A 26,326-nucleotide genomic window follows, 5' to 3' on the forward strand; every position below is an offset into this window, starting at 1 on the left:
TGTCAACCGCCGACAGCGCACCCCGCCCGTGCCCTACTGTCGGCCCCATGAGCGCCTATCCGCCGCCCGCACCGCCCGCCACCGCCCGCCCCTCCGTCGTGCCGACCGTGCTCGGCTCGATCGGCGTGGCGCTCCTCGGGATCCTGCTGCTGCTCGTGCTCGCCTACGTGGTTCTCGGACTCGGCGTCAGCGCCGCGGGGATCTGCGCGGTCATCGCCCTCGTCCCGCTGACCGTGGTCCTGCTGGGCGTCCGCTGGGTCGACCGGTGGGAGCCGGAGCCCGCGCTGGGCCTGTGGTTCGCGTTCCTCTGGGGCGCGGCCGGGTCCGTCGCGATCGCGCTCCTGGTCGACCTCGGCGTGCAGATCGCCGTCTACGCGTCCGGGCAGCAGCCGAGCGGATCCGACTTCGTCGGCGCCGTGATCCAGGCGCCGCTGGTCGAGGAGACGGCCAAGGGGATCGGCGTCCTCCTCGTCCTGCTGATCTGGCGCCGGACCTTCGACGGACCCGTCGACGGCATCGTCTACGCGGCCGTCGTCGCCTCCGGGTTCGCCTTCGTCGAGAACATCCTCTACTTCGGCAGCGCGCTGGTGGAGGGCGGTCTCGGCTCGCTCGCCGTGACCTTCTTCCTCCGCGGGGTGCTCTCGCCCTTCGCGCACGTGCTCTTCACCGCCTGCACGGGCGCGGCCCTCGGCTTCGCCTCGAACCGGCCCGCCGTCGCGCGGCTGCCCATCGCCCTGCTCGGGCTGGCGCTCGCCGCGTTCCTGCACGCGCTCTGGAACGGCTCGTCGTTCCTGGTGTCCGACTGGTTCGGCTTCTACGGCGTGGTCCAGGTGCCGCTGTTCGCGGTCGCCGTGGTCGTGGTGGTGCTGCTGCGCCGGCAGGAGCGGCGCGTGACGCTCCAGCGGCTCGACGACTACGCCGTCGCCGGCTGGCTCTCGCCGGCCGAGGTGCGGATGATCGGCACCGCGGAGGGGCGCCGCACCGCCGCCCGCTGGGCCCGGAGCGCGGGAGGGGACCGGCCGCGGGCGATGCGGGACTTCCTCCGCTCGGCGACGAGGCTCGCGCACCACCGGCAGCACCTGCTGCTGGGCCGCGGCGGACGCACCGGAGCGGTCGACGAGCAGGGCCTGCTCGACGAGCTCGTCGCCCGCCGGGCGGTGCTCACCCGCTGAGCCGGGGCCGCCCCCGCTCAGCCCCGGCGCGCTAGGCGGAGGCGCTGCGCACGCGGCGCTCGCCGGCCGTCACGGGCACGCCGAGCCGGTTCTGCGCGGGCGGCAGCGGGCAGTTGTAGTGGGGCGAGAAGCCGCACGGCGGGATGTACGCCCGGTTGAAGTCCAGGAGCACCGGACCGGGGGTGCCCGCGTCGGCCGCGCCGCCGATCCGCTGCACGACGAGGAAGCGGCCGACGGGGTAGCTCGCGAGCTCCGGGTCGTCGCTGCGGTTGGTCGGATCGCCGAACGGGACGAGGAGCGTGCCGCCGTCGTCGAACGCCGCGACCGTGTACTCGCGGGCGCGCCCGTCGTCCACGAGCGAGAAGGTGATGTCGCCGGGCACGACGAGCTCGCGGGTGGCGCCGTTGTCGCGCAGGTGCTCGAACGGGACCGTGCGATCCTCGGCGACCGGCTCGAACCACGCCTCGAGCACCCAGGCGGCGTCGAACGGGAAGGTCTCGATGGCGTCGAAGGACCGTATGCGGTCGGAGGCCGCGTCCCAGACGCGGTAGCCGTACTCGGGCTCGCCGGTGTCGAGGTTCTCGCGGCGCATCCGCGTCAGGGTCGCCGAGGGGCCGTAGCCGGCCAGCGCCTGCTCGTCGTCGACGCTCTCGCCGGGCTCGAGCCAGCGCGTCTCGACGAGGGCGAGATCGCCCCGGGGTCCGGTGACGCGCTCGACGCGTCGGGCGAGCCACGACTCCCAGCCGGCGCGTGCCGACTCCGTGAGGTCGATCGAGGCGCGGGAGGGGGCGGTGACGCTGCTGCTCGGAGTGGCCATGGGGCGTGCAACGCGGGGCCGTCCGGTTCTCTTCCCGGTCGATGACCGGACGGAGGACGGGCTCCCGCGAGAAAGAGCTCGACGCCCTGCGGCAGCGGCAGGGCCGGCTGCTCGGACGGGGCGTCGAGCTCTTCGTGAGAGAGAGGATGCTCCTCCGCGGCGCCGAGCGCAAGAGGCATCCGGATCCCGCTGTCGGCACGGGCCGCTTCGGATCGCTCGGTAGACTGGACCGCCTGTTTTCCCGCGGCTCCCGGAGCGCATCCCGCGCCTCCCGGCCCGCGGCGGCGGACCCTCGGAAGGCGGACGATGACGGACGGCAGCACTGTGCAGGCCACCGAGCTCTCTCGGGAGCGCGACTACGTGGCGGCGCTCTACGCCCGCCTCGACGAGCTGATCGCCCAGGCCCGCGAGGCTCTGGACACCGTCCGCATCGAGAGCGTCGGCGGCAACCACCAGAGCCGCTCCGAGCGCGACGCCTACGCGCGGCTCTACGAGGACCGCATCCGCTCGCTCACCGGCGCCGACGACCGGCTCGCCTTCGGCCGGCTGACGCTCGCGGACGCCGACGCCGAGCACCGCTACATCGGCCGGATCGGCCTGCGCGACGAGGAGCAGGACACGCTGCTGCTCGACTGGCGCGCCCCGCAGTCGGCCGCGTTCTACCAGGCCACCGCCGCCCGGCCGATGGGGACGCGCGCCCGGCGCCACCTCACCACTCGGGGCCGCGAGGTCCTCCGCTTCGAGGACGAGGTCTTCGACGAGGAGCTGCTGCGCGAGGGCACCGTGCTGCAGGGCGAGGGCGCGCTCATGGCGGCCCTCGGTGCGCAGCGCACCGGCCGGATGCACGACATCGTCGCGACCATCCAGAGCGAGCAGGACCGCATCATCCGGTCCGAGCTGCGCGGCGTGCTCGTCGTGCAGGGCGGGCCGGGCACCGGCAAGACCGCGGTCGCCCTGCACCGGGCCGCCTACCTCCTCTACTCCTACCGCGACCGCATCGCCTCCTCCGGCGTGCTCGTGGTCGGCCCCTCGCGGTCCTTCCTCCGCTACATCGAGGCGGTGCTGCCCTCGCTCGGCGAGACGGGCGTCGTCCTCTCGACGCTCGGCCAGCTCTACCCGGGCCTCGACCTCGTCGAGGAGGACGTGCCCGCGGTCGCCCGCGTGAAGGGCTCGGCGCGGATGGCGGAGCTGCTCAAGCGCGCGGTCCGCTCCCGCCAGACCGTCCCGGCCGAGACCCAGGTGCTCGACGTCAACGGCGAGAAGCTCCGTCTGGAGCCGCAGGACGTGGAGCGCGCGATCACCCGCGCGCGCGACACCCGCAAGCCGCACAACGAGGCGCGCGTCTCCTTCGTCAAGACGCTGCTCTCGCAGCTCACCCGCCAGCTCGCCGATCAGCTGCGGAGCCACGGCAGCACGGTCGACGAGGCCGACGAGGCGGTGCTGCGCGAGGACGTGCGGACCGCCCACGACGTCCGCGTCGCTCTCAACACCGCGTGGATCCCGCTGACCCCCGAGAAGCTGCTGCAGGACCTCTACGCCCGTCCGAACTGGTTCGCGACCCTCACGCCGCGCTGGACCGCCGCGCAGCGCTCCCTCCTCCGCCGAGACCGCGACGCTCCGTTCACGGTCTCCGACGTACCGCTGCTCGACGAGGCCGCGGAGCTGCTCGGCGCCTACGACGACCACGCCGACGCCTCGAAGAAGGCCGAGAAGGAGCAGCGCAAGCGCGACGTCGAGAACGCGGAGGCCGCCATCCGCAACATGGGCGTCGACGGCCTCGTCAACGCCAAGGACCTCGCGGCCGGCTTCGCCGAGCGCTCGGTGCTCGGGACCACCGCCGAGCGGGCCGCGGCCGATCGCACCTGGACCTACGGGCACGTCGTGGTCGACGAGGCGCAGGAGCTCTCGCCGATGCAGTGGCGGGTGCTGCTGCGCCGCTGCCCGATGCGCTCGTTCACGATCGTGGGCGACGTCGCGCAGGCGTCCGGCGCCTCCGCCGCCTCGAGCTGGGACGCCGCGCTCCGCGACACCTTCGGCCGCCAGGGCCGGGGAGTGGAGGCGGCGCCGTGGCGCCTGGAGGAGCTGACGGTCAACTACCGCACGCCCGCGCAGATCGTCGCCTTCGCCGAGCGGACGGCGCGCGAGAACGGGCTGGAGATCACGCCGGGGGAGGCCGTGCGCTCCACCGAGTGGCCGGTGCGGACGATCCGCGACCGCGGCGACGCGAGCCTCGCCGAGCGGGTGCTGGGGGCCGTCGTCGAGGACCGGGCGATCGAGGCGGAGGGGACGCTGGCGGTCATCGCGCCCGACGACGACCTCGCCGCGATCGCCGAGCGCCTCGAGGAGCGGTTCGGCCGGGAGGTGGGCCGCGGAGCGACCGGGCTCGACCGCGCGATCGCCGTGCTGTCGACGAACGACGCCAAGGGGCTCGAGTTCGACTCCGTGATCATCGCCCGCCCTCGCCTCATCGCGCAGACCGGCGAGCGCGGCGCCGCATCGCTCTACGTCGCGATGACCCGGCCGACGCAGCGCCTCGCGCTCGTGGAGTGAGTGCTCGCAGCCCGCTCCCAGACTCCGCTCCCGAGCGCCGTAGGATCGAGGCATGAGCAGCGAGAACCTGACCAAGCCCGAGGTCGACGCCCCTGAGGGCCCGGCCCCCGACACCCTCGTCGTCGAGGACATCGTCGTCGGCGACGGCGCCGAGGCGCAGCCCGGCTCGACCGTCGAGGTCCACTACCTCGGCGTCGAGTACGACACCGGCGAGGAGTTCGACTCCTCCTGGAGCCGCGACCAGTCGATCAACTTCCCCCTCAACAACCTCATCCGCGCCTGGCAGCAGGGCATCCCGGGGATGAAGGTCGGCGGCCGCCGCAAGCTGATCTGCCCGCCCGCGCTGGCGTACGGCCCGGCCGGCGGAGGGCACCCGCTCTCCGGCAAGACCCTGATCTTCGTGATCGACCTGCTCGGCACCAAGTAGCTCCGAGCACACGACGAAGGCGCAGCTCCTAACGGGGCTGCGCCTTCTTCACGCGGTCGACCAGCTCGCGCCAGGCTCCGTCGAGCTCGGTCTCGCCGAGGCGGACGTGGTGCGTCTGCACGCGGATCTCGTAGACGAAGCGGTCGGCCCGGCCGGGGGACTCGCCGTCGGCGGCGTCCCAGGGGAGCGAGCCGAGCAAGTCGCGCCACGCGCCCTCGTCGGGCTGCTGCTCGACGTCGACCCGCCACACCCGGCGGAGGCCGGCGAATCCGCCGCTGCGCGACACGATGACGTCCATGCGCGCGATGCTACCCGCCTCCGCCCTCGATCGGACCGGCTCAGGCGGACAGGGTCACGCCGACCGTCGTCCAGCCGGTGCGCACGGCGGCCTCGACCTCGGAGCCGGATCCGTAGCGCTCGGCGGCGGCCTGCACGGTGAGCGCGGCGAACGCCTCGAAGTCGGCCGTCGCGGTGAGGACGCCCCCGGTCAGCACGTCGTACCAGACCTGCCCAGCGCGCTCCCACGCCTTCCCGCCGAGGGTCGTCGCCGCCACGGCGAACGCGCGGTTGGGGATCCCCGAGTTGATGTGCACTCCGCCGTTGTCGTCGTCGGTCTCGACGTAGTCGGCCATCGAGCCCGGCTGCGGGTCGGAGCCGAGGACGTCGTCGTCGTAGGCGGTGCCGGGGGCGATCATCGACCGCAGGGCCGTGCCCTGCACCTCGTCGGTGAAGAGCCCCTCGCCGATCAGCCAGCTCGCCTCGTCGGCGCTCTGGCCGGCGCCGTACTGCTCCAGCAGGGCTCCGAACACGTCCGAGACCGACTCGTTGAGCGCCCCGGACTGGCCGCGGTAGACGAGGTTCGCCGTGTACTCGGTGATGCCGTGGGCGAGCTCGTGGCCGATCACGCTCTGCGAGACGGTGAAGCGGCGGAACACCTGGCCGTCCCCGTCGCCGAAGACCATCCGCGAGCCGTCCCAGAAGGCGTTGTCGTAGTCGTCGCCGAAGTGCACGGTCGCGTCGAGCGGCAGCCAGGCGTCGTCGATCGAGTCGCGGCCGTACGCACCCTGCAGGAAGGCCGACATCGCGCCGAGGCCGTCGTACGCCTCGTCGACGGCCGCGTCCCCCGTGGCCGCCTCGCCCTCGCGGCGGACGACCGTGCCGGGCAGGGTCTCCTCGGTCCGCGCGTCCGCGATGGTGCGCTGGAGCGACTGCACGCGGGTGCGCGGCGAGGACGTCGCGGTGGCGGTCGGCGCCCCGCGGTCGGGCGCGGGCTCTCCGGGCCGGACGCGCCGGAACGGCACGTCCTGCTCGAGCGAGCGGCTCGCGGCCCGCGCGGCCCGGGCGAAGGCCGGATCGTCGAGGCGGGCGATGCGGACGAGGAGGTACGGCGGCACGACGGTTCGTCTCATGCCCCGATCCTGGCACCGACGTCCGACACGGTCCCGGGCTCGCCCGGCGGGCCCGCATGCGGTAGCGCCGAGCGGTAGCGTGAGCGCGACGAGCGGTTTCCAGCGATCCGGGGCCAGGCCCCGAGGACGACGAGGGCGGACATGGGCATCATCACGCGGGGCTTCTTCGGCAAGAGGGAGGCGGACCCGGACCTCCCGCCGGGCCAGCACCTCGAGAACGGCTTCCCGGTCCTCTCGATCGGGCCCACCCCGAACATCCACGAGTGGGCCTTCTCCATCGACGGCGGCCCCGCGGGCGTCCGCCGCTGGAACCGGGAGGAGTTCGACGCGCTCCCGCACGAGGACGTCCACACCGACATCCACTGCGTGACCCGGTGGTCGAAGCTCGGCACCAGCTGGCGGGGCGTCTCGGTCGACACGCTGCTGGAGGGCCTGGAGACGGACGCCGGCTTCGTCATGGCGCAGAGCTTCGGCGGCTACACGACGAACCTCCCGCTCGCCGAGATCCGCGGCGGGAGGGCCTGGGTCGTCACCGAGTTCGAGGGGAAGCCCCTCGCGGCCGAGCACGGCGGCCCCGCCCGGCTCCTGGTGCCGCACCTCTACTTCTGGAAGAGCGCGAAGTGGGTCCGGACGCTCCGCCTGATGCCCGGCGACGAGCCCGGCTTCTGGGAGCAGAACGGCTACCACATGCACGGGGACCCCTGGAAAGAGGAGCGCTACTGGTGATGTGGACGGAGGCGGTGGCCGAGTCGGTCGCGCCGCTCACGCCCACGTCGCGCCTCCTGGTGCTCCGCGTGCCCGGGTGGCCGGGCCACCTGGCGGGGCAGCACCTCGACGTGCGCCTCACCGCGCCCGACGGCTACCAGGCGAGCCGCTCCTACTCGATCGGCGCCCCGGCCGACGGGGAGCGGGTCGAGCTCGCGGTCGAGAGGCTGGACGACGGGGAGGTCTCCCCGTACCTGGTCGACGGACTCGAAGCGGGCGACCGGCTCGAGATCCGCGGTCCGATCGGCGGCTGGTTCGTCTGGCGCCCCGAGCAGGCGGAGCCGGTGCTGCTGATCGCGGGCGGGAGCGGCGTGGTGCCGCTGATGGCGATGGCGCGCGAGCACGCCCGGTCCGGGAGCGCGGCGCGGATGCAGCTGCTCTACTCGGTCCGCTCGCCCGTCTTCGCGTACTACCGCGAGGAGCTGGCGGCGCTCGCCGAGCGGCCGGCCGCGACGGGCGGAGTCGCGGTGGACCACGTCTTCACCCGGGCGGCGCCGGCGGGAGCGGCGCGTCCGGCCGGCCGCGTCACTCCGGAGCTGCTCGCCGAGGCGGCTCTGCCGGCCTCGCTCGAGCCGACCGTCTACGTGTGCGGCCCGACCTCGTTCGTCGAGGCCGTCGCCACCGCCCTGGTCGAGCAGGGCCACGCGCCCGAGCGCGTCCGCACCGAGCGCTTCGGCGGCGCCTGACGCCTGTCCCCGCGAGGCGCCGCGCCCCGGCGGCGCCTCGGGGGGGAGGGATCACTCGAAGGAGACGGTGCGGTTCTCGCCGATGTCGGGCTGTCCGCCGGTGACGGCGGCCTTGAGGACCTTGAACAGGACCACCGGACGCGGCTCGTCGGTCGCCCACAGCTCGACGGTCTCGGCCTCGACGCGGATCAGCGCGACGGTCGGGTCGTCCTTGCCGTCGGGGAACCAGCCGGCGACGGCCGGGGACCACAGCTCGTCCACCTTCGCCGGGTCGTGCACGACAGTCGCCGAGCCGGCCACCGACAGGTAGCCCTTCTTCGACTCGAACGCGACGTTGACGCTCGGGTTCGCGCGGATGTCGTCGACCTTGGGTGACGGGTCCTGCGTGAAGAACCACAGCTCGCCGTCGAAGTCGATGTCCTGGGCCTTGAGCGGACGGCTGACGAGCTGCCCGGTGGCGTTGACGGTGGTGAGGAGCCCGATCCCGGCGCTCTTCACCATCTCGGTGATCTGCTCGCGGTCGTCGGAGTCGGCGGGAGTGATGTCGGTGTCGGTCATGGTGCCGACGCTACGCGGACCGTGCGCCGCCGCAAGGGGTGGCGACGCCTCCCCGCGCGTGTCTAGCGTCGAGGCATGGACACCGAATCGACGTACACCGCCATCCTCGACAGCGGAGCGGAGCAGGAGAGCATCCGCCTCGAGATGATCGACGGCTCCCCGCAGCGCTCCTTCACCCGCCTGGCCGACATCGACGGCGAGGAGGTCGAGGTGGTCTGGGAGCTGGAGCCCGACGACGACGGCTTCCACGTCTACCGCCCGGTGCGGGTCGAGGGCCGCGACGACGACAGCGGACTGGTCTCGGACGACCGGCTGACCGACGGCGGCGGCGCCGACGCGGCCTCCGGCGACTGATCCCCGGCGCGCCCGTCCGCCGGCCTGAGCCGAGCGGGCGGGCGCGCTGTCCCGTCCGCCTCGAGGGAGACGCCACTCCGCTCAGGCCGTCGGGTGCAGGGCGTCGTACGCGCGGAACCCCGGCCGCAGGCGCAGCACCGCGGCGAGGATCGCGATGATCGCGAGCCCGCCCGCGAGCGGCGGCAGCCAGAGCAGTGCGAGCGAGGCGAGCAGTCCCGTGTAGAGGTCGCCGACCCGCGGGCCGCCCGTCACCACGACGATGAACACGCCCTGGAGACGACCCCTCATGTTGTCCGGGACCGCGGTCTGCAGCATCGTCTGCCGGAAGATCGAGCTGACGTTGTCCGAGGCGCCCGCGCCGGCCAGGGCGACCGCCGCCAGCGCGATGAGCACCGCGTTCGGCGCCGACGCGTCGTGCTGCACGAGCGCGGCACCGAGCAGGACCGCGCCGAAGGCGACGACGAAGGCTCCGTACACCTGGATCGAGCGGCCGATCGCGAGGCCCTGCCGGCGGACCCCGGTCAGCCGGCCGGAGAAGACGCCGCTGATCAGCGCCCCGATCGCGAACGCGGCCGTGAGCGCGCCCACCGTCACCGCGCCTCCGCCGAGCAGCACGGCGGCGGCCGCCGGGAAGACCACGCGCGGCTGTCCGAAGGTCATGGCCACGATGTCGACCAGGAAGGACATCCGGATGTTCGGGGCGCCCTTCAGGAAGCCCAGGCCGAAGCGGAGGGACTCCAGCCCCGGCCGCTGCCGCTCGCCCTCGGGCACGAGCGCCGGCAGCCCCGCGATGCCGAGGAATGCGGCGAGGAACAGCACGACGTCGATCGTGTACGTGATCGCGAAGCCGGAGGAGGCGACCAGCACGCCGGCGAGGGCGGGCCCCACGGTCACCTCGACTCCGCTCGCGATGCCGCCCAGCGCGGCGGCGGCGGGGACCAGCTCGGTGCGGAGCAGCCGCGGAGCCAGCGTCATCCGGGTGGTCACGATCACCGTCGTCGCCACCGCGTTCACGGCGGTGAGCACGTAGAGGGAGAGCGGGGTCTCGGCGCCGAGCCAGGCGAGGGCCGCGATCCCCGCGGTCGAGCCCCAGGCCACGACCGCGGCGAGCAGGAGCACCAGGCGGCGGTCGAACGCGTCGGCGAGCATCCCGCCGTAGAGGCCGGCGATCACGGTCGGGACCAGCGCCACCACGCCGACCAGCGCGACCGCGAGGGTCGATCCGGTGAGCTCGTAGATGTGCAGGCCGACCGCGACGATCGTCATCTGGCCGCCGATGCCCGAGATCACGTTGCCGGCCCAGAGCCGGGCGAAGGCCGGGGACTCGCGGAGGGGGGAGACGTCGAGGACGTGGCTGCGCCGGGGGGCGCGGGGGGTCTGGCTCACTCGCTCCATTCTGCTGACTCCGCCGCCCCGGCGGGCCGCGTCGCGCCGATCCGGGGGCTCAGGGGTCATCCCCTAGGGTGAGAGGCATGAGCACGTCATCCGACGGCGCGCCCGGGCGTCAGGGTCCTCCTGCCCCGCGAGCAGCCGGAGCCGCCCCCTCGCGACGCTCGATCCGCACCGCCGCCGAGGCGGGCGCGCGTCGCGCGGCGGCCGCCACGGGCGGTCGGCGCAGCTCCACGGGCGGCGTCCGCGCCGGAGCCGCTCGGACCGGTGCCACGGCCTCGGGAGCTCGCGGGTTCCTCCGCCGCTACGGAGCCGGGATCGTCTCGGTCCTCCTGGCCGTCCTCGCCGTCCCGCTGTCGTTCTTCGTCTGGTACGCACTGATCTCGCTCGGCGCCTACCCGGGCGACCAGGCCGTCAGCGACCTGCTGGTCGGCGTGCTCTACACTGCGCTCGTGCACGCGGTCCTGCTCGCCGGGATCCTGCTCGCCGTCTCCACCCTCCGCGCCCGGCGTCGCGAGAAGCGCCCGCCCATCGCCGGCTGGATCGGCGTGGTCCTCAACGTCCTCGTGCTCGTCTACTGGCAGCTGCTGGTCTCGCCGTGGCTCGTCGTGCTCTGGAACCGGGCCACCGGCTCCTGACACCGCCCTCCCTCTGGTAGAGTCGTCCGGTTGCCGTTCGACGGCCGCGGATCAAGAGAGCCCACGCATCAGGCGCCGGGCACCGCGCAACGAGAGAGAGGGGATCCCATATATGGCACTCGAAGCAGATGTCAAGAAGGCGATCATCGAAGAGTACGCGACCCACCCCGGTGACACCGGATCCCCCGAGGTGCAGGTGGCCGTCCTGACCAAGCGGATCAAGGACCTCACCGAGCACCTCAAGGAGCACAAGCACGACCACCACTCGCGTCGTGGTCTGCTGCTGCTCGTGGGTCAGCGTCGTCGACTCCTCGGCTACCTGTCGGATGTGGACATCAACCGCTACCGCTCGCTGATCGAGCGTCTCGGTCTGCGCCGCTAGCTCCTCCTGGAGCAGGGCGCGGTCTCGATGACACCGCGAACTTCTTGCCGAACGGGCCGTCCTCCTCGCGGAGGGCGGCCCGTTCCGCGTTCCCGGGCGGACGAGGCGCGCGGCGCCGGTCAGGGCAGGGGAGCGGGGCGGTCGACTCCGCCCCACGAGTAGCCGCTCGAGGCCGAGAACCAGTCGGCCGCGGCCCGCTGGAGCGCCGTGTCCTCCTCGGGGCGGCCGGGAGCCTCCACGGCGTCGACGAGCCCGGGCAGGGCGATCCGCCAGGCCGCCGCGCTGCGCTGGGCGCGGGCCCAGTCGCGCGCGCACACCGGGTCCTCGGCCGCCGCGGCGAGAGCCCGCGGCGAGGTCACCCGCCAGCCGGTGTCCGACTCCGCGACCACGACCGCGCAGGTGAGCGCGGCGCCGCGGATGATGCTGTCGGGACCGGCGGAGGGGCCGATCGCCTGATCCTGAGCCGCGACCACCGCGGTGAGTGCGAGCTGCAGCCGGGTCGAGGGCTCGTCGGGCCGCGGTCGGATCCTCCCGTCGCCGGCCGAGACCGAGGCCGCCGATCCGGGTGCGAGGAGCAGCCCGGAGGAGGACTGCGACGCGTGCAGGCTCAGCAGCCCCGTCACTCCGTCCGTCCCGCTCGTCACGCCCCGCACCGAGGAGTCGCCGAGACTCCAGACGACGGGGGTGCGGTTGTGGATCGTGAGGCGCCGGTGGTCCTCGTCGAGGCAGGCCACGAGGTGGCCGGCCGGCACGCCCGCTCCGCCCTCGAAGGCGGACGAGGCGGCCAGCAGCTCCCGGGCGTCGTCGCACTGGGCGGGGGCGTCGGAGGCGGCGGCGGCCTGGTCGGCGACCGGCGCCCGGGGGGCGAGGGAGCCCTGCACGCCCGCGACCGCCGCCGTGGTGAGCGCCGCGGCGGCGAGGAGGAGGACCACGCCGCGCCTGCCCATCCTCCGCACCTCCTGGTCGGAGGCTAGCCCGGCGCGGGCGCTCGGGCCAGCGCTGCGAGGGGCTCGCGAAGTGTCCGGCAGGAATTCTTTCGAGGAATCTCAGACCGGGTGCATCCGAGGAGGCGCCTCGGCCGGAAGTAGTGGTGAAGGCCCTTCTCGACCACCCCCCGACCCCACGCGGGTCCCATCGTGAAAGAGGAACACCGTGACCACCTCCCGCTTCTCCCGCAGCCTGCTCGCCGGTGCCTGCATCGGAACCCTGGCCGTCGTCGGCATCGCCGCCACGCCCGCCGCCGCCGCCGACGCCGACTCGGCCGACCTCTCGGTCCTGCACGCCGTCCCCGACACCCCGGTCGACGTCTACGTCGACGGCAAGCTGACGCTCGACGACTTCACCCCCGGCTCGCTCGCCGGCCCGCTCGACCTCCCCACCGGCACCTACAAGGTCGCCATCACGGCCTCCACCGCCGCGGACGCCAGCGCCCCCGTGATCGGCCCGATCGACATCAGCCTCGAGGCGGGGAAGAGCTACACCGTCGCGGCGCACCTCACGCCGGACAACACCCCCACCGCGACCCTCTTCACCAACGACATCTCGAAGACCGCCGCGGGCGAGGGCCGGCTCACGGTCCGCCACATCGCCGCCGCTCCGGCCGTGGACATCCTCGCCGGAGGGTCGCCCGTCCTGACGAACGTGACGAACCCGAACGAGGGCGTGCTGAACCTCGCCCCGGCCACGATCTCGACCGTGGTCGCCGCGACCGGGACCACCGCGCCGGTCATCGGCCCGGCCGACGTGCAGGTCCAGGAGGGCGTGAACACGATCGTCTACGCCTGGGGCAGCCTGGAGAAGGGCAACCTCGCCCTCGCGACGCAGACCATCGACGGACTGCACTCCTCGCCGTCTGGCGTCCCCGCCGGTGAGGCCGGCCTCGCCGCGGACAACCGCCCCGACGCCGCCGCGGGCTGGTGGGGCGGAGCACTCCTCGCCGCCCTCGCCGCTGCCGGCGCCGTGCTGATCGGCCGCCGCACCGCCGCCTCGCGTCGCTGACCCGAGGATCCGACCGCCGGGACGGCCGTGCTGGAGCGCGGCCGTCCCGGCACCCCCGACCACGACCCAGGAGGACGCCATGAGCCGGAGCCCCTTCCCTCTGCGCGTCCTCGCCGTGGTCGGGCTGATCGTGGCCGGTGCCGGTCTCGCCGGATGCGCGGCGCAGGAGTCCCGGGTGGAGCCCGCTCCCGCCGCCGTCTCCTCGGCGCCCCAGCAGCCGGTGCCGGCCACGGTCCCCTCCTCGCCCGCGGCGACCCTGCCGGAAGCGGTGCCGTCCGTCCCGGTGGCGGACGCCCGGCTCGGCGCGACCCCCGCCCCCACCGCGCTCGCTCCCGAGCGGCTCGTCGTCGACGGGCTCCCCGTCGACATGGCCGTCGAGCCGGTCGGAGTCGCGGACGACGGCACGATGGAGCTCGTGCCCGACACGCAGGTCGCCGGCTGGTACCGCTTCGGCGCCGGCCTCGACGAGCCGGAGGGCACGGTCGTGATCGCCGCGCACGTCGACTCCCTCGCCTACGGCCTCGGGCCGTTCGTCGAGCTGAAGAAGGCGGTCCCGGGCCAGACCGTGACCCTGACCGGCGCGGACGGCGCGGAGCGCGCGTACACCGTCTCGACGGTGGAGACCACGGAGAAGACCACGGTCGACCTCTCGGCCGTGTTCGCCGCCGACGGACCGCCGCGGCTGGTCCTGATCACCTGCGGCGGCGACTTCGACTACGACACCCGCCACTACCTCAGCAACGTGGTGGTCACGGCCGTCCCGGCCGGCTGATCCGCCCGCCCGAGCCTCAGCGACGTACGATGAGCCTCGCAGCGCCGCACGCCCCCGGGCGGCAGCGCTCCCCGCAGCCCTGGAGGGATCCCCTGATCGAGACCATCGAGCCCGCCGACGGCGCCGAGGCCGACAGCGCTCTCGTGGCCCGGCTCGGCCGCCGCTTCGCCGCAGGGGAGGAGGCGGCGCTCGCCGAGGCCTACTCGCGCTGGTCGCCGCTGGTCTTCACGCTGGCGCTGCGCTCGCTCGGCGACCGCGGCGACGCGGAGGACGTGGTGCAGCGCGTGTTCGTCTCGGCCTGGACCTCGCGCTCGGGCTTCGACCCCGGACGGGCGGCTCTCGGAGCCTGGCTGGTCGGGATCTCCCGGAGGAGGATCGCGGACGCGCACGAGGCGCGGGCGCGCGAGCGGAGGCTCACCGAGGCCCTCGTCGCCGTCACGCCGGTCGAGGAGGGGGAGGCCCCCGTCGACCTCGAGGCGCGGATCCTGATCGCCGACGAGCTGGCCCGCCTGGATCCCGTCCCCCGGCGGGTGATCGGCCTCGCCTTCTACGAGGACCTCACCCACACCGAGATCGCCGAGCGCACCGGCCTGCCGCTCGGTACCGTCAAGAGCCACATCCGCCGCAGCCTCGACCGGCTCCGCTCCCGCCTGGAGGTGAGCAGCACATGACCCACCTCGATCCCGACGAGCTCGCCCTGCTCGCTCTCGGCGAGCACTCGAGCGACGCCGAGCAGGCCCACCTGCGCGACTGCCCCGACTGCGCCCGGCAGCTGGTCGAGCTCGGCCACGCCGCGGGCCTGGGCCGTGCGAGCCGTGCTGTCGAGCTGGAGGCGCCGCCCGCGATCGTCTGGGACCGCATCCGCGAGGAGCTCGCCCTCGGCGACCTCGGGCCCGGCGCCCTGCCGTCGTCGGCCGCTGCCGTGCCGCCTCCGCTCGCCCTTCCCCCGGGACGGCACCGTCCCGCCCGCCGCCGCCGGCCCCGCGCTCTGAGCGCCGTGCTGGCCGCTCTCGGCGCGCTCGTCATCGGGGTCGCGGGCGGAGCCTGGTGGCAGGCCTCGCGGAGCGACGACGCCGCCGCCGTCGTGGCGCGCGCTGATCTCGCCGCTCTCCCCGACTGGCAGGGAGCGAGCGGAACCGCCGAGCTGGAGGACGCCGACGGCACCCGCCGCCTGCACGTGCACCTCGATGCGCAGAGCGCGGACGACTCGTACCGGGAGGTCTGGCTCCTCGCCGCCGACGCCTCCGGGCTGGTCGGCCTCGGCGTGCTCGACGGGACCGACGGCGTCTTCGCCGTCCCCGACGACGTCGACCTCGCCGAGTACCCGCTCGTGGACGTCTCCCAGGAGCCGTTCGACGACGACCCGGAGCACTCCGGCGACTCGATCGTCCGCGGCCCCCTGCGCGAGGGCTGAGGCCTAGGCCGACCGCTCCGCCAGCACGGCCGTGAGCGCCTGCACCGCGGCGGAGGGGCGCGGCGCCGTGCAGACCGAGAGCTCCCAGACCAGCCCCGGCCAGTCGAGCGCGAGGGCCGTGACGCCCTCCAGCGGCTCGACGCCCGCGCGCGGCACGATCGCCGGCCCCAGCCCCGCCTGCACGAAGCGGGGGATCCCCGGCAGATCGGCGACCTCGGTGGCCACCCGGCGCGACGCCCCGGCCTCGCGGAAGGCGAGGTCGACGGCGACCCTGTTGCCGAAGCCGGCGGGCGTGTCCACGAAGGTGAGCCCGTCGAGGTCCTGCGGGGAGGGCGGTCCCGCCGCGGCGAGCGGATGCGCGCTCTCCACCAGCAGGACGTAGTCGCTGCGCACCAGCCGCGTCACCGCCAGGCCCCGCAGCTGCGCCGCGGGCAGTGCCAGCAGAGCGGCGTCGAGCAGGCCGCGGCGCAGGTCCTCGGCGAGACCGGTGGAGCCGGTGGTCGAGGTGCGCAGGAGCAGGTCCACCAGCGGGTGCCGGGTGCGGAAGACGCCGAGCGCGCCGGGCAGGTCGACGAGGTCGAGGGCGGAGAAGGTGCCCACCCGCACCCGCCCGCGGAGCCCCGCCGCGTCGTCGGCCGCGAGCGAGCGCATCCGGTCGAGGCTGTCGATCGCCGATCGGGCCGAGGGCAGGAGCGCCTCGCCGACCGCGGTGAGCGCCACCCGCCGGGTCGAGCGGGCGAACAGCGGCGAGCCGAGCTCCTGCTCGAGCGAGCGGATGCTCGCCGAGAGGGTCGACTGCACGACGAACAGGCGCGCGGCCGCCCGGGTGAAGCTGAGCTCCTCGGCGACGGCGACGAAGGCGGCGAGCTGGCGGTCGTCCATGCGGCCATTGTCCAACAGGGACGATCAATCCATCCGAGATCCTCCGTTGGACACGGATGATGGGGCGGAGCACTGTGGACACCGTGACCACCACCGAGCGCTCCCTCCCGTCCGTCCACCGCCGCGAGCTCCCGCACCGCCACGGCTTCTGGGTGATCGCCGTCGCCTTCCTCACGGTGATGGCGTTCTCGACCGTGCCGACACCGCTCTACGCGATCTACCAGCAGCGCGACGGGTTCCCGGCCTTCGTCGTCACCGTGGTCTTCGCCGCGTACGCGGTCGGAGTCGTGGCGAGCCTCTTCCTCGCCGGGCACGTCAGCGACTGGCTCGGCCGCCGCCGGATCCTGCTCGCGTCGATCCTCGTCGAGGTCCTGGCGGCCGCCGTGTTCCTGCTCTGGCCGGACGTGCCCGGGCTGATCCTCGCCCGCCTGCTGACCGGGCTCGGCGTCGGCGCGCTCACCGCGACGGCCACCGCTCACCTCTCGGAGCTGCGCGCCGTCGCCCGCCCGGAGGAGGGCCCCGGCACCTCCCGCGCCGTCTCCGCCCTCGTCAACATGGGCGGGCTGGCGCTCGGCCCGCTCGTCGGCGGGGTGTTCGCCGTGACGGTGCGCGAGCCCCTGGTCGTCCCGTACGCCGTGTTCCTCGTCCTCCTGGTCGTCCTCGGGATCGGCGTCGCGCTCGTCCCCGAGACGGTCGAGCGGCGCGAGGTCCTCCCGGCCTACCGTCCGCAGCGCCTGGCCGTCCCGGCCGCCTCCCGCGGCGTCTTCCTCTCGGCCGCGGTCGGCGCGTTCGCCGGGTTCGCCGTGTTCGGCCTCTTCACCTCGCTGGCGCCGACCTTCCTCGCCGGGCGCTTCGGCGAGACCTCCCACCTCGAGGCGGGCGCGGTCTCCTTCGGGGTCTTCGCCGCCGGAGCCGTCGCGCAGCTGGTCTCGATCCGGCTGTCCTCGCGGACGGCGCTCCGCCTCGCGGCCGTGACGCTGACGGCCGGGCTGCTGCTGGTCGCGACCGGCGCCGTGATCGTCTCGGTGTCCGCCTTCATCATCGGCGGGGTGCTCGCGGGAGCAGGCGTGGGCCTGCTCTTCCGCCTGGCGCTCGGAGTCGCCGGCTCGCTCGCCACCGACGAGACCCGCGGCGAGGTGCTCGCGGCCGTGTTCCTCGCCGCCTATCTCGGCCTCGCGGTGCCGGTCCTGGCGATCGGTGCCGCGCTCGCGCTCCTGCCGGCCGTTCCGGTCCTGCTCGGCTTCGTCGCCGTCGTGCTCGTCCTGGTGCTCGCGGCGATCGCCCGGATGCGGCGCACCGCCTGACGCGAGCGGGGGAGGGGCCGCGAGCTGGACAATGGAGGCATGAAGCTCTTCCCGTTCGGACGCGGCGACGCGAACCCCCTCCCCTCCGACGACCGCGGCTCGGGCAAGCTCGACGACTACGACTACGAGTTGCGCCCGAAGTCGCGGCGCGGTGACACCCTCCTCCGCCTCGCCGACTCCCGGCCGCACCAGGACGAGATCGCGCGGGTGCTCGCCCTCGGCGAGGACGAGGTCACGGCCGTAATCCCGCGCCGCACCGAGGAGGAGGAGCGCGTGGACGCTCCGATGCCGGTCCGCCTGTTCGCGGCCCAGCGCCCCTCGGGGCTCGTCGGCCAGGTGCCGCGCGGTCTCGAGAACGTGGTCGAGGCCGCCCTCGCCCGGCTCTCGGAGGCGGGGAGGTCGCCCCGCGTGCCGGCCCGCATCGTGACGGTGAGGGGCGGGCTGCGCGTCGAGCTGCTGATGCACGAGACGCGGGGCTGACGGGCGGAGGGCCCGCCGGGTCGGCGGGGTCCATGGAGGAACCGCACCGCGGCTGATAGCATGAACCGGTTCCGAATCCGAAAGCGACCGCCGGTCGACCCAGGATTCGAGCCACGGAGCAGGCCGGCAGGAAGCTGGTCCTCGGTGGTGGAGTCCCGGACGGCGGCAGCGTGCGACAGAGCACGGGCCGCCGCGGCACGAGTCGCAGGCGGCACGTCCCGCTCGCGGCACAGGTCGCGACAGCCCGGAGCTCTTCTACTGGTGGCCAGCACGAACGCCCTCCACACGACGGCACGGCGCGAAGCCCTGCCGTGGGATCGTCTCGATTCCTGACCGGACCGCTGCTCCGACGAACGCCGGCGCCCAGAAGGGGCGCCGCTGCAGACGTTAAGGAGACAGACCTCTTGGAAGGTCCTGAAATCACATTCGCCGAAGCCGTTCTCGACAACGGCTCGTACGGCACCCGCACCGTCCGCTTCGAGACCGGCCGCCTCGCGCAGCAGGCTCAGGGCGCCGTCGCCGCCTACCTCGACGAGGACACCATGCTCCTCTCGGCCACGTCGGCCTCGAAGAACCCGAAGGACAACTTCGACTTCTTCCCGCTGACCGTCGACGTCGAGGAGCGCTCCTACGCCGCCGGCAAGATCCCCGGCTCGTTCTTCCGCCGCGAGGGCCGCCCCTCCACCGAGGCGATCCTGGTCTGCCGTCTGATCGACCGGCCGCTGCGCCCCTCGTTCGTCGAGGGCCTGCGCAACGAGGTCCAGATCGTCATCACGGTCCTCAGCATCGCGCCGGACGAGTTCTACGACGCCCTCGCGATTAACGCCGCGAGCGCGTCCACGCAGATCTCCGGCCTGCCGTTCTCCGGCCCGGTCGCCGGCGTCCGCCTGGCGCTCATGTCCGACGGCTCCGGCAACGACCAGTGGGTCGCCTTCCCCAAGGCCTCCCAGCTGGAGAACGCCGTCTTCGACCTCACCGTCGCGGGCCGCGTCGTCACCAACGAGGACGGCTCCTCGGACGTCGCCATCATGATGGTCGAGGCCGAGGCCACGGAGTCCTCCTGGAACCTCATCAAGGCGGGTGCGACCAAGCCCAGCGAGGACGTCGTCGCCGAGGGCCTCGAGGCCGCCAAGCCCTTCCTCCGCGCACTCGTCGAGGCGCAGGCGAAGCTCGCCGCCGAGACCGCGAAGCCGGTCAAGGACTACCCGGTGTTCCTGCCCTACGCGCAGGAGACCTACGACAACGTCGCCGAGCTCAGCTACGACGAGCTCGTCCGCGTGTACCAGATCGCCGACAAGGTCGAGCGGCAGGACGCCGACGACGCCCTCAAGGCGCGCGTCAAAGAGCAGATCGCCGAGCGCATCGCCTCGGGTCAGCTCTCCGCCGAGGCCTACAACCAGGTCGGAGCGGCGTACAAGTCCGTCACGAAGGTGGTCGTCCGCGGCCGCATCCTCCGCGACGGCGTGCGCATCGACGGACGCGGCCTGGCCGACATCCGCCCGCTCGACGCCGAGGTGCAGGTCATCCCGCGCGTCCACGGCTCGGCCATCTTCCAGCGCGGCGAGACCCAGATCCTGGGCGTCACCACGCTGAACATGCTCAAGATGGAGCAGCAGATCGACTCGCTGTCGCCCGTCACCAAGAAGCGGTACCTGCACCACTACAACTTCCCGCCCTACTCGACCGGTGAGACCGGCCGCGTCGGATCGCCGAAGCGTCGCGAGATCGGGCACGGCTTCCTCGCCGAGCGCGCCCTCGTGCCGGTGCTGCCGAGCCGCGAGGAGTTCCCCTACGCGATCCGCCAGGTCTCCGAGGCGCTGAGCTCCAACGGCTCGACCTCGATGGGCTCGGTCTGCGCGTCGACCCTGTCGCTCCTCAACGCCGGAGTGCCGCTGCGCGCCCCGGTCGCGGGCATCGCGATGGGCCTCGTGTCCGACGTCGTCGACGGCCAGACCCGCTACGCGGCGCTGACGGACATCCTGGGCGCCGAGGACGCGCTCGGCGACATGGACTTCAAGGTCGCCGGAACCGCCGAGTTCGTCACGGCCATCCAGCTCGACACGAAGCTCGACGGCATCCCGTCGTCGGTGCTCGACGCCGCGCTCAAGCAGGCCAAGGACGCCCGCACCACGATCCTCGCGGTGCTCACGGCGGCCATCGACCAGCCCGACGAGATGGCCCCGACCGCGCCCCGCGTGATCTCGGTGCAGATCCCCGTCGACAAGATCGGCGAGCTGATCGGCCCCAAGGGCAAGACGATCAACGCGATCCAGGACGAGACCGGCGCCGACATCTCCATCGAGGAGGACGGCACCGTCTACATCGGAGCCGTCGACGGTCCGTCGGCCGAGGCCGCGCGTGCGCAGGTCAACGCCATCGCGAACCCGACCAACCCCGAGGTCGGCGAGCAGTTCCTCGGAACCGTCGTCAAGCTCGCGACCTTCGGCGCGTTCGTCTCGCTCCTCCCCGGCAAGGACGGACTGCTGCACATCAGCGAGGTCCGCAAGCTCGCCGGCGGCAAGCGCGTCGAGAACGTCGAGGACGTCCTCGGAGTCGGCCAGAAGCTGCTCGTCCAGATCACCAAGATCGACGACCGCGGCAAGCTGTCCCTCGCGCCCGTCGTGGCCGAGGAGGCCGAGGCCGAGGCTCCCGCCGAGAGCTGATCCCTCCTGCACGACCGTGACGCCCGTCCCACTCCGGTGGGGCGGGCGTCCGTCGTCGGCGGGGGCATGGGGTACGGTGGCGGGACCGCGCCGCACCGCCCCGACCGGAGGACTCCGTGACCGACCCGACGCCCCTGGCCACCGAGCCGGAGACGCCCCTCCTCTCACGCACCCTGGGTCGGACCGGCCTCTCCGTGCATCCGCTCGCCCTCGACGGCTCCGTCTTCGGCTGGGCCGCCGGGATCGACGACACCACCGAGGTGCTCGACGCGTTCGGCCGCCTCGGCGGCACCCTGATCTCGACCGCGGACCACTACGCGACCGGTCGGAGCGAGTACATGATCGGCCGCTGGCTCGAGCAGAGCGGGCTGCGCGAGCGGATGCTGGTCGCGACGAAGGTCGGCCGGCACCCGGACGCGCCGGGACTCGCCCCGGAGGACGTCCGCATCGCGATCGAGGGGAGCCTCGAGCGGCTCGGCACCCGGATCGACCTGCTCTCGTTCGACAGCGAGGACCCCGGGATCCCCATCGCCGACAGCCTGGCGGCGGTCGCGCCGTTCCTGGCGGACGGCTCGGTCGGCGCCCTGGGCGCCGCGCACTTCAGCGGAGCCGCGATCACGGCGCTGCACGAGACGGCGACCGCGTTCGCGCTGCCGTCGCTCTCGGCCGTCGTGTCGGAGTACAGCCTGATGGAGCGCCGGACCTACGAGACCGACGTCGCCCCCGAGGTGGTGCGGCTCGAGCTCGGCACCCTCGCGCGGCTGCCCCTGGCGAGCGGCTACCTCACCGGCGCCCTGCGCAGCCGCACGGACGAGCCGGAGTCGGCCCTGTTCGAGGCGGGCCTGGACTACGTCGGCCGCCACGGCTCCCGCGTGCTCGCTGCCCTCGACGAGATCGCCGGGGCCCACGGCACGGAGCCCGGCGTGGTCGCGCTCGCCTGGGTGCTCTCGCACCAGGAGGTCTCGGCGGCGATCGTCCGGGCGCGGAACGCCGCGGAGCTCGAGTCGCTGTTCGCGGCGGCCGCGCTCCCGCTGACCCGGAGCGACATCGCTCAGCTGGACCGCGTCTCCGCCTGAGGCTCTCGCCCGCTGGTCCGCCGCCGTCGAGCGCCGCGCCCCGCGCCGGGCTCGGAGCGGGGCGCGGCGAGGTTCAGCGGCGCAGGATGCGCGCCTCCCACGGGCCGAGCGTCGACCCGGTCGCACCGGCGACGTTGCCGAGGACCGTCTCGGCAGCCGCCCACTCCTCGAGCAGCGGCACCTCGAGCGGCTCACCGGACACGTTCCCGACGACGAGCAGCTCGCCCGGTCCGGTGCGCGTGAAGGCGAAGAGCGCGGGGTGCTCGGGCTCCAGCAGCGCGAAGCGGCCCAGCTGCACCGTCTCGTCGGCGTGCCGCAGCGCGATCAGCGCCCGGTAGTACTCGAAGACCGACCGATCGGCGGCCCGATCGGCGGCGACGTTCACCTCGGCGGCGTTCGGGTTGACCGCGATCCACGGCTCGCCGGTCGTGAAGCCGGCCTGGAGGCTGTCGTCCCACTGCACCGGCGTGCGGGCGTTGTCGCGGCTCTGCGCGCGCAGCCCGGCGAGCACGGTCGCCGGGTCCTCGCCGCGCTCGCCGACGGCCTCGGCCCAGTAGTTCAGGGACTCGACGTCGCGGAAGTCCTCGATGCCGGCGAACGGGACGTTCGTCATTCCGATCTCGTCGCCCTGGTAGATGTACGGCGTGCCGCGCTGGAGGTGGAGGAGCGTCGCCCAGAGGGTCGCGGACTCGTAGCGGTGCGCGCCGTCGTCCCCGAAGCGCGAGACGAGACGCGGCTGGTCGTGGTTGCCGAGGTACAGGCTGTTCCAGCCGCGCTCGGCCAGGCCGTCCTGCCAGCGCGCGAGGTTGGCCTTCAAGGCGACCAGGTCCAGCGGCACCGGGTGGAACTTGTCGACTCCGTGGTCGATGCCGACGTGCTCGAACTGGAAGACCATGTCGAGCTCACGCCGCTCGGGATCGGTCACGAGCACCGCCTCCTCGAGGGTGACCCCGGGCATCTCGCCGACGGTGAGGAAGGAGCCCTCGCGGTGCGCGAACACGGCCTCGTGCATCTCGCGGAGGTACTCGTGGAGCCGCGGACCCACCCCTCCGACGATGCCCGCGCCGCCCTGCTCGCCGTCGACGGCTCCGACGTCCTTCGAGACGAGGTTGATCACGTCCATCCGGAAGCCGTCCACTCCGCGGTCGAGCCAGCGGTTCATCATCGCGTGCACCGCGTGCCGCACCTCGGGGTTCTCCCAGTTGAGGTCCGGCTGCTGCACCGCGAAGAGGTGGAGGAAGTACTCGTCCGTCGCCGGGTCGAGCGTCCAGGCCGGGCCGGAGAAGTAGGAGCGCCAGCCGTTCGGCTCGGCGACGTCGAGGCCGGCGCCAGCGGCCGCCTCGAGCTCGCGGCCGGGCTCGGCCGAGCGGCGCCCGCGGCGCCACCAGTACCAGTCGCGCTTCGGGTCCTCCTGCGAGGAGCGGGACTCGACGAACCAGGCGTGCTCGTCGCTCGTGTGGTTGACCACGAGGTCCATCACGATGCGGATGCCGCGCTCGTGGGCCTCCGCGAGGAGCAGGTCGAACTCCTCCAGCGTCCCGAACCGCGGGTCGATGTCCTCGTAGTCCGAGATGTCGTAGCCGTTGTCGTGCTGCGGCGACGGGTAGACCGGCGAGAGCCAGATCACGTCGACCCCCAGGTCGGCGAGGTGGTCGAGCTTCGAGCGGATGCCGCCCAGGTCGCCGATGCCGTCGCCGTTCGAGTCCGCGAACGAGCGCGGGTAGATCTGGTAGACGACGGCGCTCGTCCACCAGGGCGCGGACGTCTCCCGCTCGGGGGAGTCGGAGGTCGGGGCGGCGGTCTCGGAGGGGGTCGGGGCGGCGGAGTCCATGGTCGCGAATCTAGCCCGGACGGCCGACACGGAGGGGCCCGCCGCACCGCTCGCCGGCGCGAGTCGACCCCGCCGGCGGCGCCCGTGTAACGATCTGGTGAACCGTGCGCGACCCGGCGGAGTGGCGGCTCCGGCGCTCGGATACTCTCTCCCCTGGCGGGACCCGAGCCGCCGCAGGGAGAGTGGTGGCGTGCCCAGGGACAGGACCGGCGCCGTCGTGCGGGCTCCCCGTCACAGTGCCGTCCCGCTCCCGCCCGCGGCGTCCCGCGCAGCCTCCTCGAGCGGCGTCCTCGCCGAGACCGGCCCCGTCGAGCCGACCGCCGTCGCACCCTCGCACCGTCGGCCGATGGGCGACTCCGGCCACGACCTCTTCCCCTTCGTGCTCGACGCGGCGGCCCTCGGCCGCGACGACGGTGCCGCGCTGCTCGAGCGCTACGCGGCGTGGGGCGGCAACGGCGTCGTCGTCACCGACTCGAGCGTCGCGGAGGGCGTCGGCGGCTGGCCCGCCGGACACCGCGACCGGGACCGCTTCCTCCTGATCGGCCGCTTCGCCGCTCCGGTCGGCGCCCCCGCGACGCCACGTGCGCTGGTGGACCGTGTCGAGGGGGCGCTGCGCCGCCTCCGCACCGATCGCCTCGACGTGCTGGCGGTCCGCCCCGACGGGGCCGGGCGCCTCGACGAGCTCCTCAGCGCCGTCGACGTGCTGCTGGCGCGCGGGCTGGTGCGGTCGGTGGTCGCCTCCGGGTTCTCCCCGGAGGAGCTGTTCGAGGCGCGCGTCCTGGCCGCCCACGGGCTGCCCCGCCTCGCCGGCGCGGAGGTCCGCTGGAACCTGCTCGAGCGGCCCGGCTCGGAGGGCGATCTCGGCCTCGTCGCCGCCGGCCAGGGACTCGCCCTGCTCGCGACCGTCCCCCTCGCCCACGGGTTCCTCCGCGGCGCCGAGCGCACCCGCCGCGAGCTCGGCCGCCTGCCCGACGGGGCACTCGCCGCCGCCCACCTCGGGCGCCGCGGACGCCGGGTCCTCGCCGTCCTCGACGCGATCGGTGCCGAGCTCTCGGCCGCTCCCGCCGCCGTCGCCCTGGCCTGGCTGCTCGGCCGGCCGCGGCTGACCGCGGCGACGGTCGCCCCGCGCTCACCCGCCGACGTGGACGCGCTGGTGCGCGCGGTCTCGCTCGAGCTCGACCCCGGACACCTGGCCGCGCTGGAGCGCGCGCGCCGCTGACCGCGCCCGTCCGCGACGCCCCCTGCACCTCTCCCGCCACGGCGCGACAGCCCGGCTCGAGCCGCCGTCGCGGTGGCCTAGGGTGGGCACGATGAACCACGGAGTCGCACTGCCCCTCGACCAGCCGGAGACGTCAGTCCGGGCCGCAGGCGGATCCACGGTCCGCCGCTCCGTCCTCCCGAGCGGTGTCCGCATCCTCAGCGAAACGGTGCCCGGCGCCCGCAGCGCCACGATCGGCTTCTGGGTCGCCGCGGGTTCTCGCGACGAGCGGCCCGGCCGCCCCGCGACCGCGGGCGAGCCCGCCGTGCCCTCCAACGTCGGCTCGACGCACTTCCTCGAGCACCTGCTGTTCAAGGGCACGCAGAAGCGGTCCGCCCTCGATATCGCCGTGTCCTTCGACTCCGTGGGCGGGGAGCACAACGCTCTCACCGCCAAGGAGTACACCTGCTACTACGCCAAGATCCAGGACCGCGACCTCCCGATGGCGGTCGAGGTGATCGCCGACATGGTGACCTCGAGCCTGATCGATCCGGACGAGTTCGAGACCGAGCGCGGGGTCATCCTCGAGGAGCTGGCGATGGCGGACGACGATCCGGCCGACGTGGCGGGCGAGAAGCTGTTCGAGGCCGTGTTCGGCGACCACCCGCTGGGCCGCCCGATCGGGGGCACCGCCGCGACCATCGGCGAGGCCACCCGGGACGCGGTCTGGGCGCACTACCGCGCCGCCTACCGCCCGCGAGACGTGGTGATCACCGTCGCCGGCGCCGTCGACCACGAGGCGCTCGTCGCGCTGCTCCAGCGGGTCCTCGTCGCCGACGGCTGGGACCTCGGCACGGCGGCCCCGCCCGTCGAGCGGCGCGTCGGCGGCCGTGCGTCCTACACCCGCGGCAGCGCCCTGTCGGTGGTGCACCGCCCCACCGAGCAGGCGAACCTGCTGGTCGGCTTCCCCGGTCTCGCCGCGGGCGACGAGCGGCGGATGACGATGGGCGTCCTCAACTCGATCCTCGGCGGCGGCATGTCCTCGCGGCTGTTCCAGGAGGTGCGCGAGAAGCGCGGCCTGGCCTACTCCGTCTACTCCTTCGCCCCGTCCTACTCGGACGCGGGCCTCTTCGGGCTCTACGCCGCGTGCACCCCGGCGAAGGCGGGGACGGTCGCCGAGCTCCTGCTCACCGAGTTCCACCGCCTCGCCGAGGACGGCGTCACCGACGACGAGCTCGCCCGCGCCCGCGGCCAGCTCTCGGGAGCGGCGGCGCTCGCGCTGGAGGACTCCGACACCCGGATGTCGCGCCTCGGACGCGCCGAGCTGACCTTCGGCGAGTTCGTCGACCTCGACGAGAGCCTGCGCCGACTCGCCCTCGTCGGCGCGGAGGACGTCCAGGCACTCGCGGCAGACTTGGCCCGGGGGCCGTCGTCGATCTCGGCCGTCGGCGCGGTCGACGAGTCGGCCTTCGCCGGGATCGCCGGGATCGAGAGCGCCTCCGCGATCTGATCCGATCGTCGAACGCCCGCTGACCGCGCACCGCCGCGCCGCACCAGGGAG

26 protein-coding genes are annotated in these 26,326 nt (G+C 73.9%); 18 read left to right on the top strand and 8 right to left on the bottom strand.

The annotated features are described in order from the left end of the window. The first annotated feature begins 47 nt into the window (after window positions 1-47). Window positions 48-1,172 (top strand): PrsW family intramembrane metalloprotease, encoded by a 1,125-nt coding sequence (locus GSU40_RS06050; protein WP_160034085.1) that lies wholly within the window; start codon window positions 48-50, stop codon window positions 1,170-1,172. Between the two features lie 31 nt (window positions 1,173-1,203). Here GSU40_RS06050 and GSU40_RS06055 read toward each other — a convergent pair whose 3' ends face one another. Next, on the bottom strand, window positions 1,204-1,989 hold the full coding sequence (locus tag GSU40_RS06055) for a DUF1684 domain-containing protein (protein WP_160034087.1): 786 nt from the start codon (window positions 1,987-1,989) through the stop codon (window positions 1,204-1,206). Between the two features lie 306 nt (window positions 1,990-2,295). On the opposite strand from GSU40_RS06055, the gene GSU40_RS06060 reads away from it, so the two are divergent. Both GSU40_RS06060 and GSU40_RS06065 read left to right on the top strand, forming a co-directional pair. Further along, entirely contained in the window at window positions 2,296-4,539 is a 2,244-nt protein-coding gene (locus GSU40_RS06060) for a UvrD-helicase domain-containing protein (RefSeq protein ID WP_160034089.1), read from the top strand. 52 nt (window positions 4,540-4,591) lie between these two features. Beyond that, on the top strand, window positions 4,592-4,966 hold the full coding sequence (locus tag GSU40_RS06065; protein ID WP_104226280.1) for an FKBP-type peptidyl-prolyl cis-trans isomerase: 375 nt from the start codon (window positions 4,592-4,594) through the stop codon (window positions 4,964-4,966). A 28-nt stretch (window positions 4,967-4,994) separates the two neighbouring features. Here the strand turns inward: GSU40_RS06065 and GSU40_RS06070 are convergent, their stop codons facing one another. After that, window positions 4,995-5,264 (bottom strand): protealysin inhibitor emfourin, encoded by a 270-nt coding sequence (locus GSU40_RS06070; protein WP_104283800.1) that lies wholly within the window; start codon window positions 5,262-5,264, stop codon window positions 4,995-4,997. 40 nt (window positions 5,265-5,304) lie between these two features. Next, window positions 5,305-6,375 (bottom strand): M4 family metallopeptidase, encoded by a 1,071-nt coding sequence (locus GSU40_RS06075; protein ID WP_104224821.1) that lies wholly within the window; start codon window positions 6,373-6,375, stop codon window positions 5,305-5,307. Window positions 6,376-6,516: 141 nt separating this feature from the next. Between GSU40_RS06075 and GSU40_RS06080 the strand changes: the two genes are divergently transcribed. Continuing rightward, window positions 6,517-7,101 carry a molybdopterin-dependent oxidoreductase gene (locus GSU40_RS06080; RefSeq protein ID WP_104224820.1) on the top strand — a complete coding sequence of 195 codons (585 nt, stop codon included), beginning with the start codon at window positions 6,517-6,519 and terminating at the stop codon, window positions 7,099-7,101. After that, window positions 7,101-7,826: a ferredoxin reductase gene (locus GSU40_RS06085; protein WP_160036165.1), complete on the top strand. Its 726-nt coding sequence runs from the start codon at window positions 7,101-7,103 to the stop codon at window positions 7,824-7,826. Before GSU40_RS06080 ends, GSU40_RS06085 begins: the two co-directional genes overlap by 1 nt. Before the next feature lie 51 nt (window positions 7,827-7,877). Here the strand turns inward: GSU40_RS06085 and GSU40_RS06090 are convergent, their stop codons facing one another. Next, the gene (locus GSU40_RS06090) at window positions 7,878-8,384 is read right to left on the bottom strand and encodes a pyridoxamine 5'-phosphate oxidase family protein (RefSeq protein WP_104224818.1); all 507 of its coding nucleotides are present in this window, start codon (window positions 8,382-8,384) and stop codon (window positions 7,878-7,880) included. A gap of 75 nt (window positions 8,385-8,459) precedes the next feature. Between GSU40_RS06090 and GSU40_RS06095 the strand changes: the two genes are divergently transcribed. After that, window positions 8,460-8,738, top strand: a complete 279-nt coding sequence (locus GSU40_RS06095; RefSeq protein WP_104224817.1) for a hypothetical protein — start codon at window positions 8,460-8,462, stop codon at window positions 8,736-8,738. 81 nt (window positions 8,739-8,819) lie between these two features. Here the strand turns inward: GSU40_RS06095 and GSU40_RS06100 are convergent, their stop codons facing one another. Next, window positions 8,820-10,124 carry an MFS transporter gene (locus tag GSU40_RS06100; RefSeq protein WP_244229615.1) on the bottom strand — a complete coding sequence of 435 codons (1,305 nt, stop codon included), beginning with the start codon at window positions 10,122-10,124 and terminating at the stop codon, window positions 8,820-8,822. 86 nt (window positions 10,125-10,210) lie between these two features. Here GSU40_RS06100 and GSU40_RS06105 point away from each other — a divergent pair, with 86 nt between their 5' ends. Beyond that, window positions 10,211-10,765 carry a hypothetical protein gene (locus GSU40_RS06105; RefSeq protein WP_104224815.1) on the top strand — a complete coding sequence of 185 codons (555 nt, stop codon included), beginning with the start codon at window positions 10,211-10,213 and terminating at the stop codon, window positions 10,763-10,765. Between the two features lie 112 nt (window positions 10,766-10,877). Then, entirely contained in the window at window positions 10,878-11,147 is a 270-nt protein-coding gene (rpsO, locus tag GSU40_RS06110; protein WP_068252328.1) for a 30S ribosomal protein S15, read from the top strand. Between the two features lie 119 nt (window positions 11,148-11,266). Here the strand turns inward: rpsO and GSU40_RS06115 are convergent, their stop codons facing one another. Beyond that, window positions 11,267-12,094, bottom strand: coding sequence for a hypothetical protein (locus tag GSU40_RS06115; protein ID WP_104283796.1), 828 nt, complete (start codon window positions 12,092-12,094; stop codon window positions 11,267-11,269). 205 nt (window positions 12,095-12,299) lie between these two features. Here GSU40_RS06115 and GSU40_RS06120 point away from each other — a divergent pair, with 205 nt between their 5' ends. The 4 genes from GSU40_RS06120 to GSU40_RS06135 all read left to right on the top strand — a co-directional run bounded on the left by GSU40_RS06120 (window position 12,300) and on the right by GSU40_RS06135 (window position 15,331). Beyond that, on the top strand, window positions 12,300-13,145 hold the full coding sequence (locus GSU40_RS06120; RefSeq protein ID WP_104239038.1) for a DUF4397 domain-containing protein: 846 nt from the start codon (window positions 12,300-12,302) through the stop codon (window positions 13,143-13,145). Between the two features lie 79 nt (window positions 13,146-13,224). After that, window positions 13,225-13,917 carry a class F sortase gene (locus GSU40_RS06125; protein WP_104260617.1) on the top strand — a complete coding sequence of 231 codons (693 nt, stop codon included), beginning with the start codon at window positions 13,225-13,227 and terminating at the stop codon, window positions 13,915-13,917. Window positions 13,918-13,946: 29 nt separating this feature from the next. Next, window positions 13,947-14,588, top strand: coding sequence for a sigma-70 family RNA polymerase sigma factor (locus GSU40_RS06130; RefSeq protein ID WP_104226288.1), 642 nt, complete (start codon window positions 13,947-13,949; stop codon window positions 14,586-14,588). Continuing rightward, the gene (locus GSU40_RS06135) at window positions 14,585-15,331 is read left to right on the top strand and encodes an anti-sigma factor (protein WP_160034093.1); all 747 of its coding nucleotides are present in this window, start codon (window positions 14,585-14,587) and stop codon (window positions 15,329-15,331) included. The genes GSU40_RS06130 and GSU40_RS06135 overlap by 4 nt, the downstream gene beginning before the upstream one ends. A gap of 3 nt (window positions 15,332-15,334) precedes the next feature. On the opposite strand, the gene GSU40_RS06140 is transcribed toward GSU40_RS06135, so the two are convergent. Continuing rightward, a complete protein-coding gene (locus GSU40_RS06140) occupies window positions 15,335-16,213 on the bottom strand; it encodes a LysR family transcriptional regulator (RefSeq protein WP_104226290.1) in 879 nt (292 codons plus the stop codon). 83 nt (window positions 16,214-16,296) lie between these two features. Between GSU40_RS06140 and GSU40_RS06145 the strand changes: the two genes are divergently transcribed. From GSU40_RS06145 to GSU40_RS06160, 4 genes are all read left to right on the top strand, one after another. Further along, window positions 16,297-17,517, top strand: a complete 1,221-nt coding sequence (locus GSU40_RS06145) for an MFS transporter (RefSeq protein ID WP_244229616.1) — start codon at window positions 16,297-16,299, stop codon at window positions 17,515-17,517. A 39-nt stretch (window positions 17,518-17,556) separates the two neighbouring features. Beyond that, window positions 17,557-17,997: a hypothetical protein gene (locus GSU40_RS06150; protein ID WP_160034097.1), complete on the top strand. Its 441-nt coding sequence runs from the start codon at window positions 17,557-17,559 to the stop codon at window positions 17,995-17,997. Window positions 17,998-18,401: 404 nt separating this feature from the next. Then, the gene (locus GSU40_RS06155; protein WP_104226293.1) at window positions 18,402-20,660 is read left to right on the top strand and encodes a polyribonucleotide nucleotidyltransferase; all 2,259 of its coding nucleotides are present in this window, start codon (window positions 18,402-18,404) and stop codon (window positions 20,658-20,660) included. A 116-nt stretch (window positions 20,661-20,776) separates the two neighbouring features. Continuing rightward, a complete protein-coding gene (locus tag GSU40_RS06160) occupies window positions 20,777-21,736 on the top strand; it encodes an aldo/keto reductase (protein WP_160034099.1) in 960 nt (319 codons plus the stop codon). A 73-nt stretch (window positions 21,737-21,809) separates the two neighbouring features. On the opposite strand, the gene GSU40_RS06165 is transcribed toward GSU40_RS06160, so the two are convergent. Continuing rightward, a complete protein-coding gene (locus GSU40_RS06165) occupies window positions 21,810-23,567 on the bottom strand; it encodes an alpha-glucosidase (protein ID WP_160034101.1) in 1,758 nt (585 codons plus the stop codon). A 190-nt stretch (window positions 23,568-23,757) separates the two neighbouring features. Between GSU40_RS06165 and GSU40_RS06170 the strand changes: the two genes are divergently transcribed. Further along, a complete protein-coding gene (locus tag GSU40_RS06170) occupies window positions 23,758-24,786 on the top strand; it encodes an aldo/keto reductase (RefSeq protein WP_160034103.1) in 1,029 nt (342 codons plus the stop codon). 91 nt (window positions 24,787-24,877) lie between these two features. Then, a complete protein-coding gene (locus GSU40_RS06175) occupies window positions 24,878-26,275 on the top strand; it encodes a pitrilysin family protein (protein ID WP_160034105.1) in 1,398 nt (465 codons plus the stop codon). Window positions 26,276-26,326: the final 51 nt, after the last annotated feature.

This window comes from Rathayibacter sp. VKM Ac-2805 (assembly GCF_009834265.1).
Lineage (GTDB): Bacteria > Actinomycetota > Actinomycetes > Actinomycetales > Microbacteriaceae > Rathayibacter.

What these genes read in the sequence shown, in the direction of transcription:
- GSU40_RS06130 (WP_104226288.1), top strand. Translation starts at nt 13,947, where the DNA reads ATGAGCCTCGCAGCGCCGCACGCCCCCGGGCGGCAGCGCTCCCCGCAG.
- GSU40_RS06105 (WP_104224815.1), top strand. Translation starts at nt 10,211, where the DNA reads ATGAGCACGTCATCCGACGGCGCGCCCGGGCGTCAGGGTCCTCCTGCC.
- GSU40_RS06085 (WP_160036165.1), top strand. Translation starts at nt 7,101, where the DNA reads ATGTGGACGGAGGCGGTGGCCGAGTCGGTCGCGCCGCTCACGCCCACG.
- rpsO (WP_068252328.1), top strand. Translation starts at nt 10,878, where the DNA reads ATGGCACTCGAAGCAGATGTCAAGAAGGCGATCATCGAAGAGTACGCG.
- GSU40_RS06050 (WP_160034085.1), top strand. Translation starts at nt 48, where the DNA reads ATGAGCGCCTATCCGCCGCCCGCACCGCCCGCCACCGCCCGCCCCTCC.
- GSU40_RS06075 (WP_104224821.1), bottom strand. Translation starts at nt 6,375, where the DNA reads ATGAGACGAACCGTCGTGCCGCCGTACCTCCTCGTCCGCATCGCCCGC.
- GSU40_RS06125 (WP_104260617.1), top strand. Translation starts at nt 13,225, where the DNA reads ATGAGCCGGAGCCCCTTCCCTCTGCGCGTCCTCGCCGTGGTCGGGCTG.
- GSU40_RS06135 (WP_160034093.1), top strand. Translation starts at nt 14,585, where the DNA reads ATGACCCACCTCGATCCCGACGAGCTCGCCCTGCTCGCTCTCGGCGAG.
- GSU40_RS06140 (WP_104226290.1), bottom strand. Translation starts at nt 16,213, where the DNA reads ATGGACGACCGCCAGCTCGCCGCCTTCGTCGCCGTCGCCGAGGAGCTC.
- GSU40_RS06150 (WP_160034097.1), top strand. Translation starts at nt 17,557, where the DNA reads ATGAAGCTCTTCCCGTTCGGACGCGGCGACGCGAACCCCCTCCCCTCC.
- GSU40_RS06065 (WP_104226280.1), top strand. Translation starts at nt 4,592, where the DNA reads ATGAGCAGCGAGAACCTGACCAAGCCCGAGGTCGACGCCCCTGAGGGC.
- GSU40_RS06090 (WP_104224818.1), bottom strand. Translation starts at nt 8,384, where the DNA reads ATGACCGACACCGACATCACTCCCGCCGACTCCGACGACCGCGAGCAG.
- GSU40_RS06165 (WP_160034101.1), bottom strand. Translation starts at nt 23,567, where the DNA reads ATGGACTCCGCCGCCCCGACCCCCTCCGAGACCGCCGCCCCGACCTCC.
- GSU40_RS06070 (WP_104283800.1), bottom strand. Translation starts at nt 5,264, where the DNA reads ATGGACGTCATCGTGTCGCGCAGCGGCGGATTCGCCGGCCTCCGCCGG.
- GSU40_RS06115 (WP_104283796.1), bottom strand. Translation starts at nt 12,094, where the DNA reads ATGGGCAGGCGCGGCGTGGTCCTCCTCCTCGCCGCCGCGGCGCTCACC.
- GSU40_RS06095 (WP_104224817.1), top strand. Translation starts at nt 8,460, where the DNA reads ATGGACACCGAATCGACGTACACCGCCATCCTCGACAGCGGAGCGGAG.
- GSU40_RS06055 (WP_160034087.1), bottom strand. Translation starts at nt 1,989, where the DNA reads ATGGCCACTCCGAGCAGCAGCGTCACCGCCCCCTCCCGCGCCTCGATC.
- GSU40_RS06060 (WP_160034089.1), top strand. Translation starts at nt 2,296, where the DNA reads ATGACGGACGGCAGCACTGTGCAGGCCACCGAGCTCTCTCGGGAGCGC.
- GSU40_RS06175 (WP_160034105.1), top strand. Translation starts at nt 24,878, where the DNA reads ATGAACCACGGAGTCGCACTGCCCCTCGACCAGCCGGAGACGTCAGTC.
- GSU40_RS06080 (WP_104224820.1), top strand. Translation starts at nt 6,517, where the DNA reads ATGGGCATCATCACGCGGGGCTTCTTCGGCAAGAGGGAGGCGGACCCG.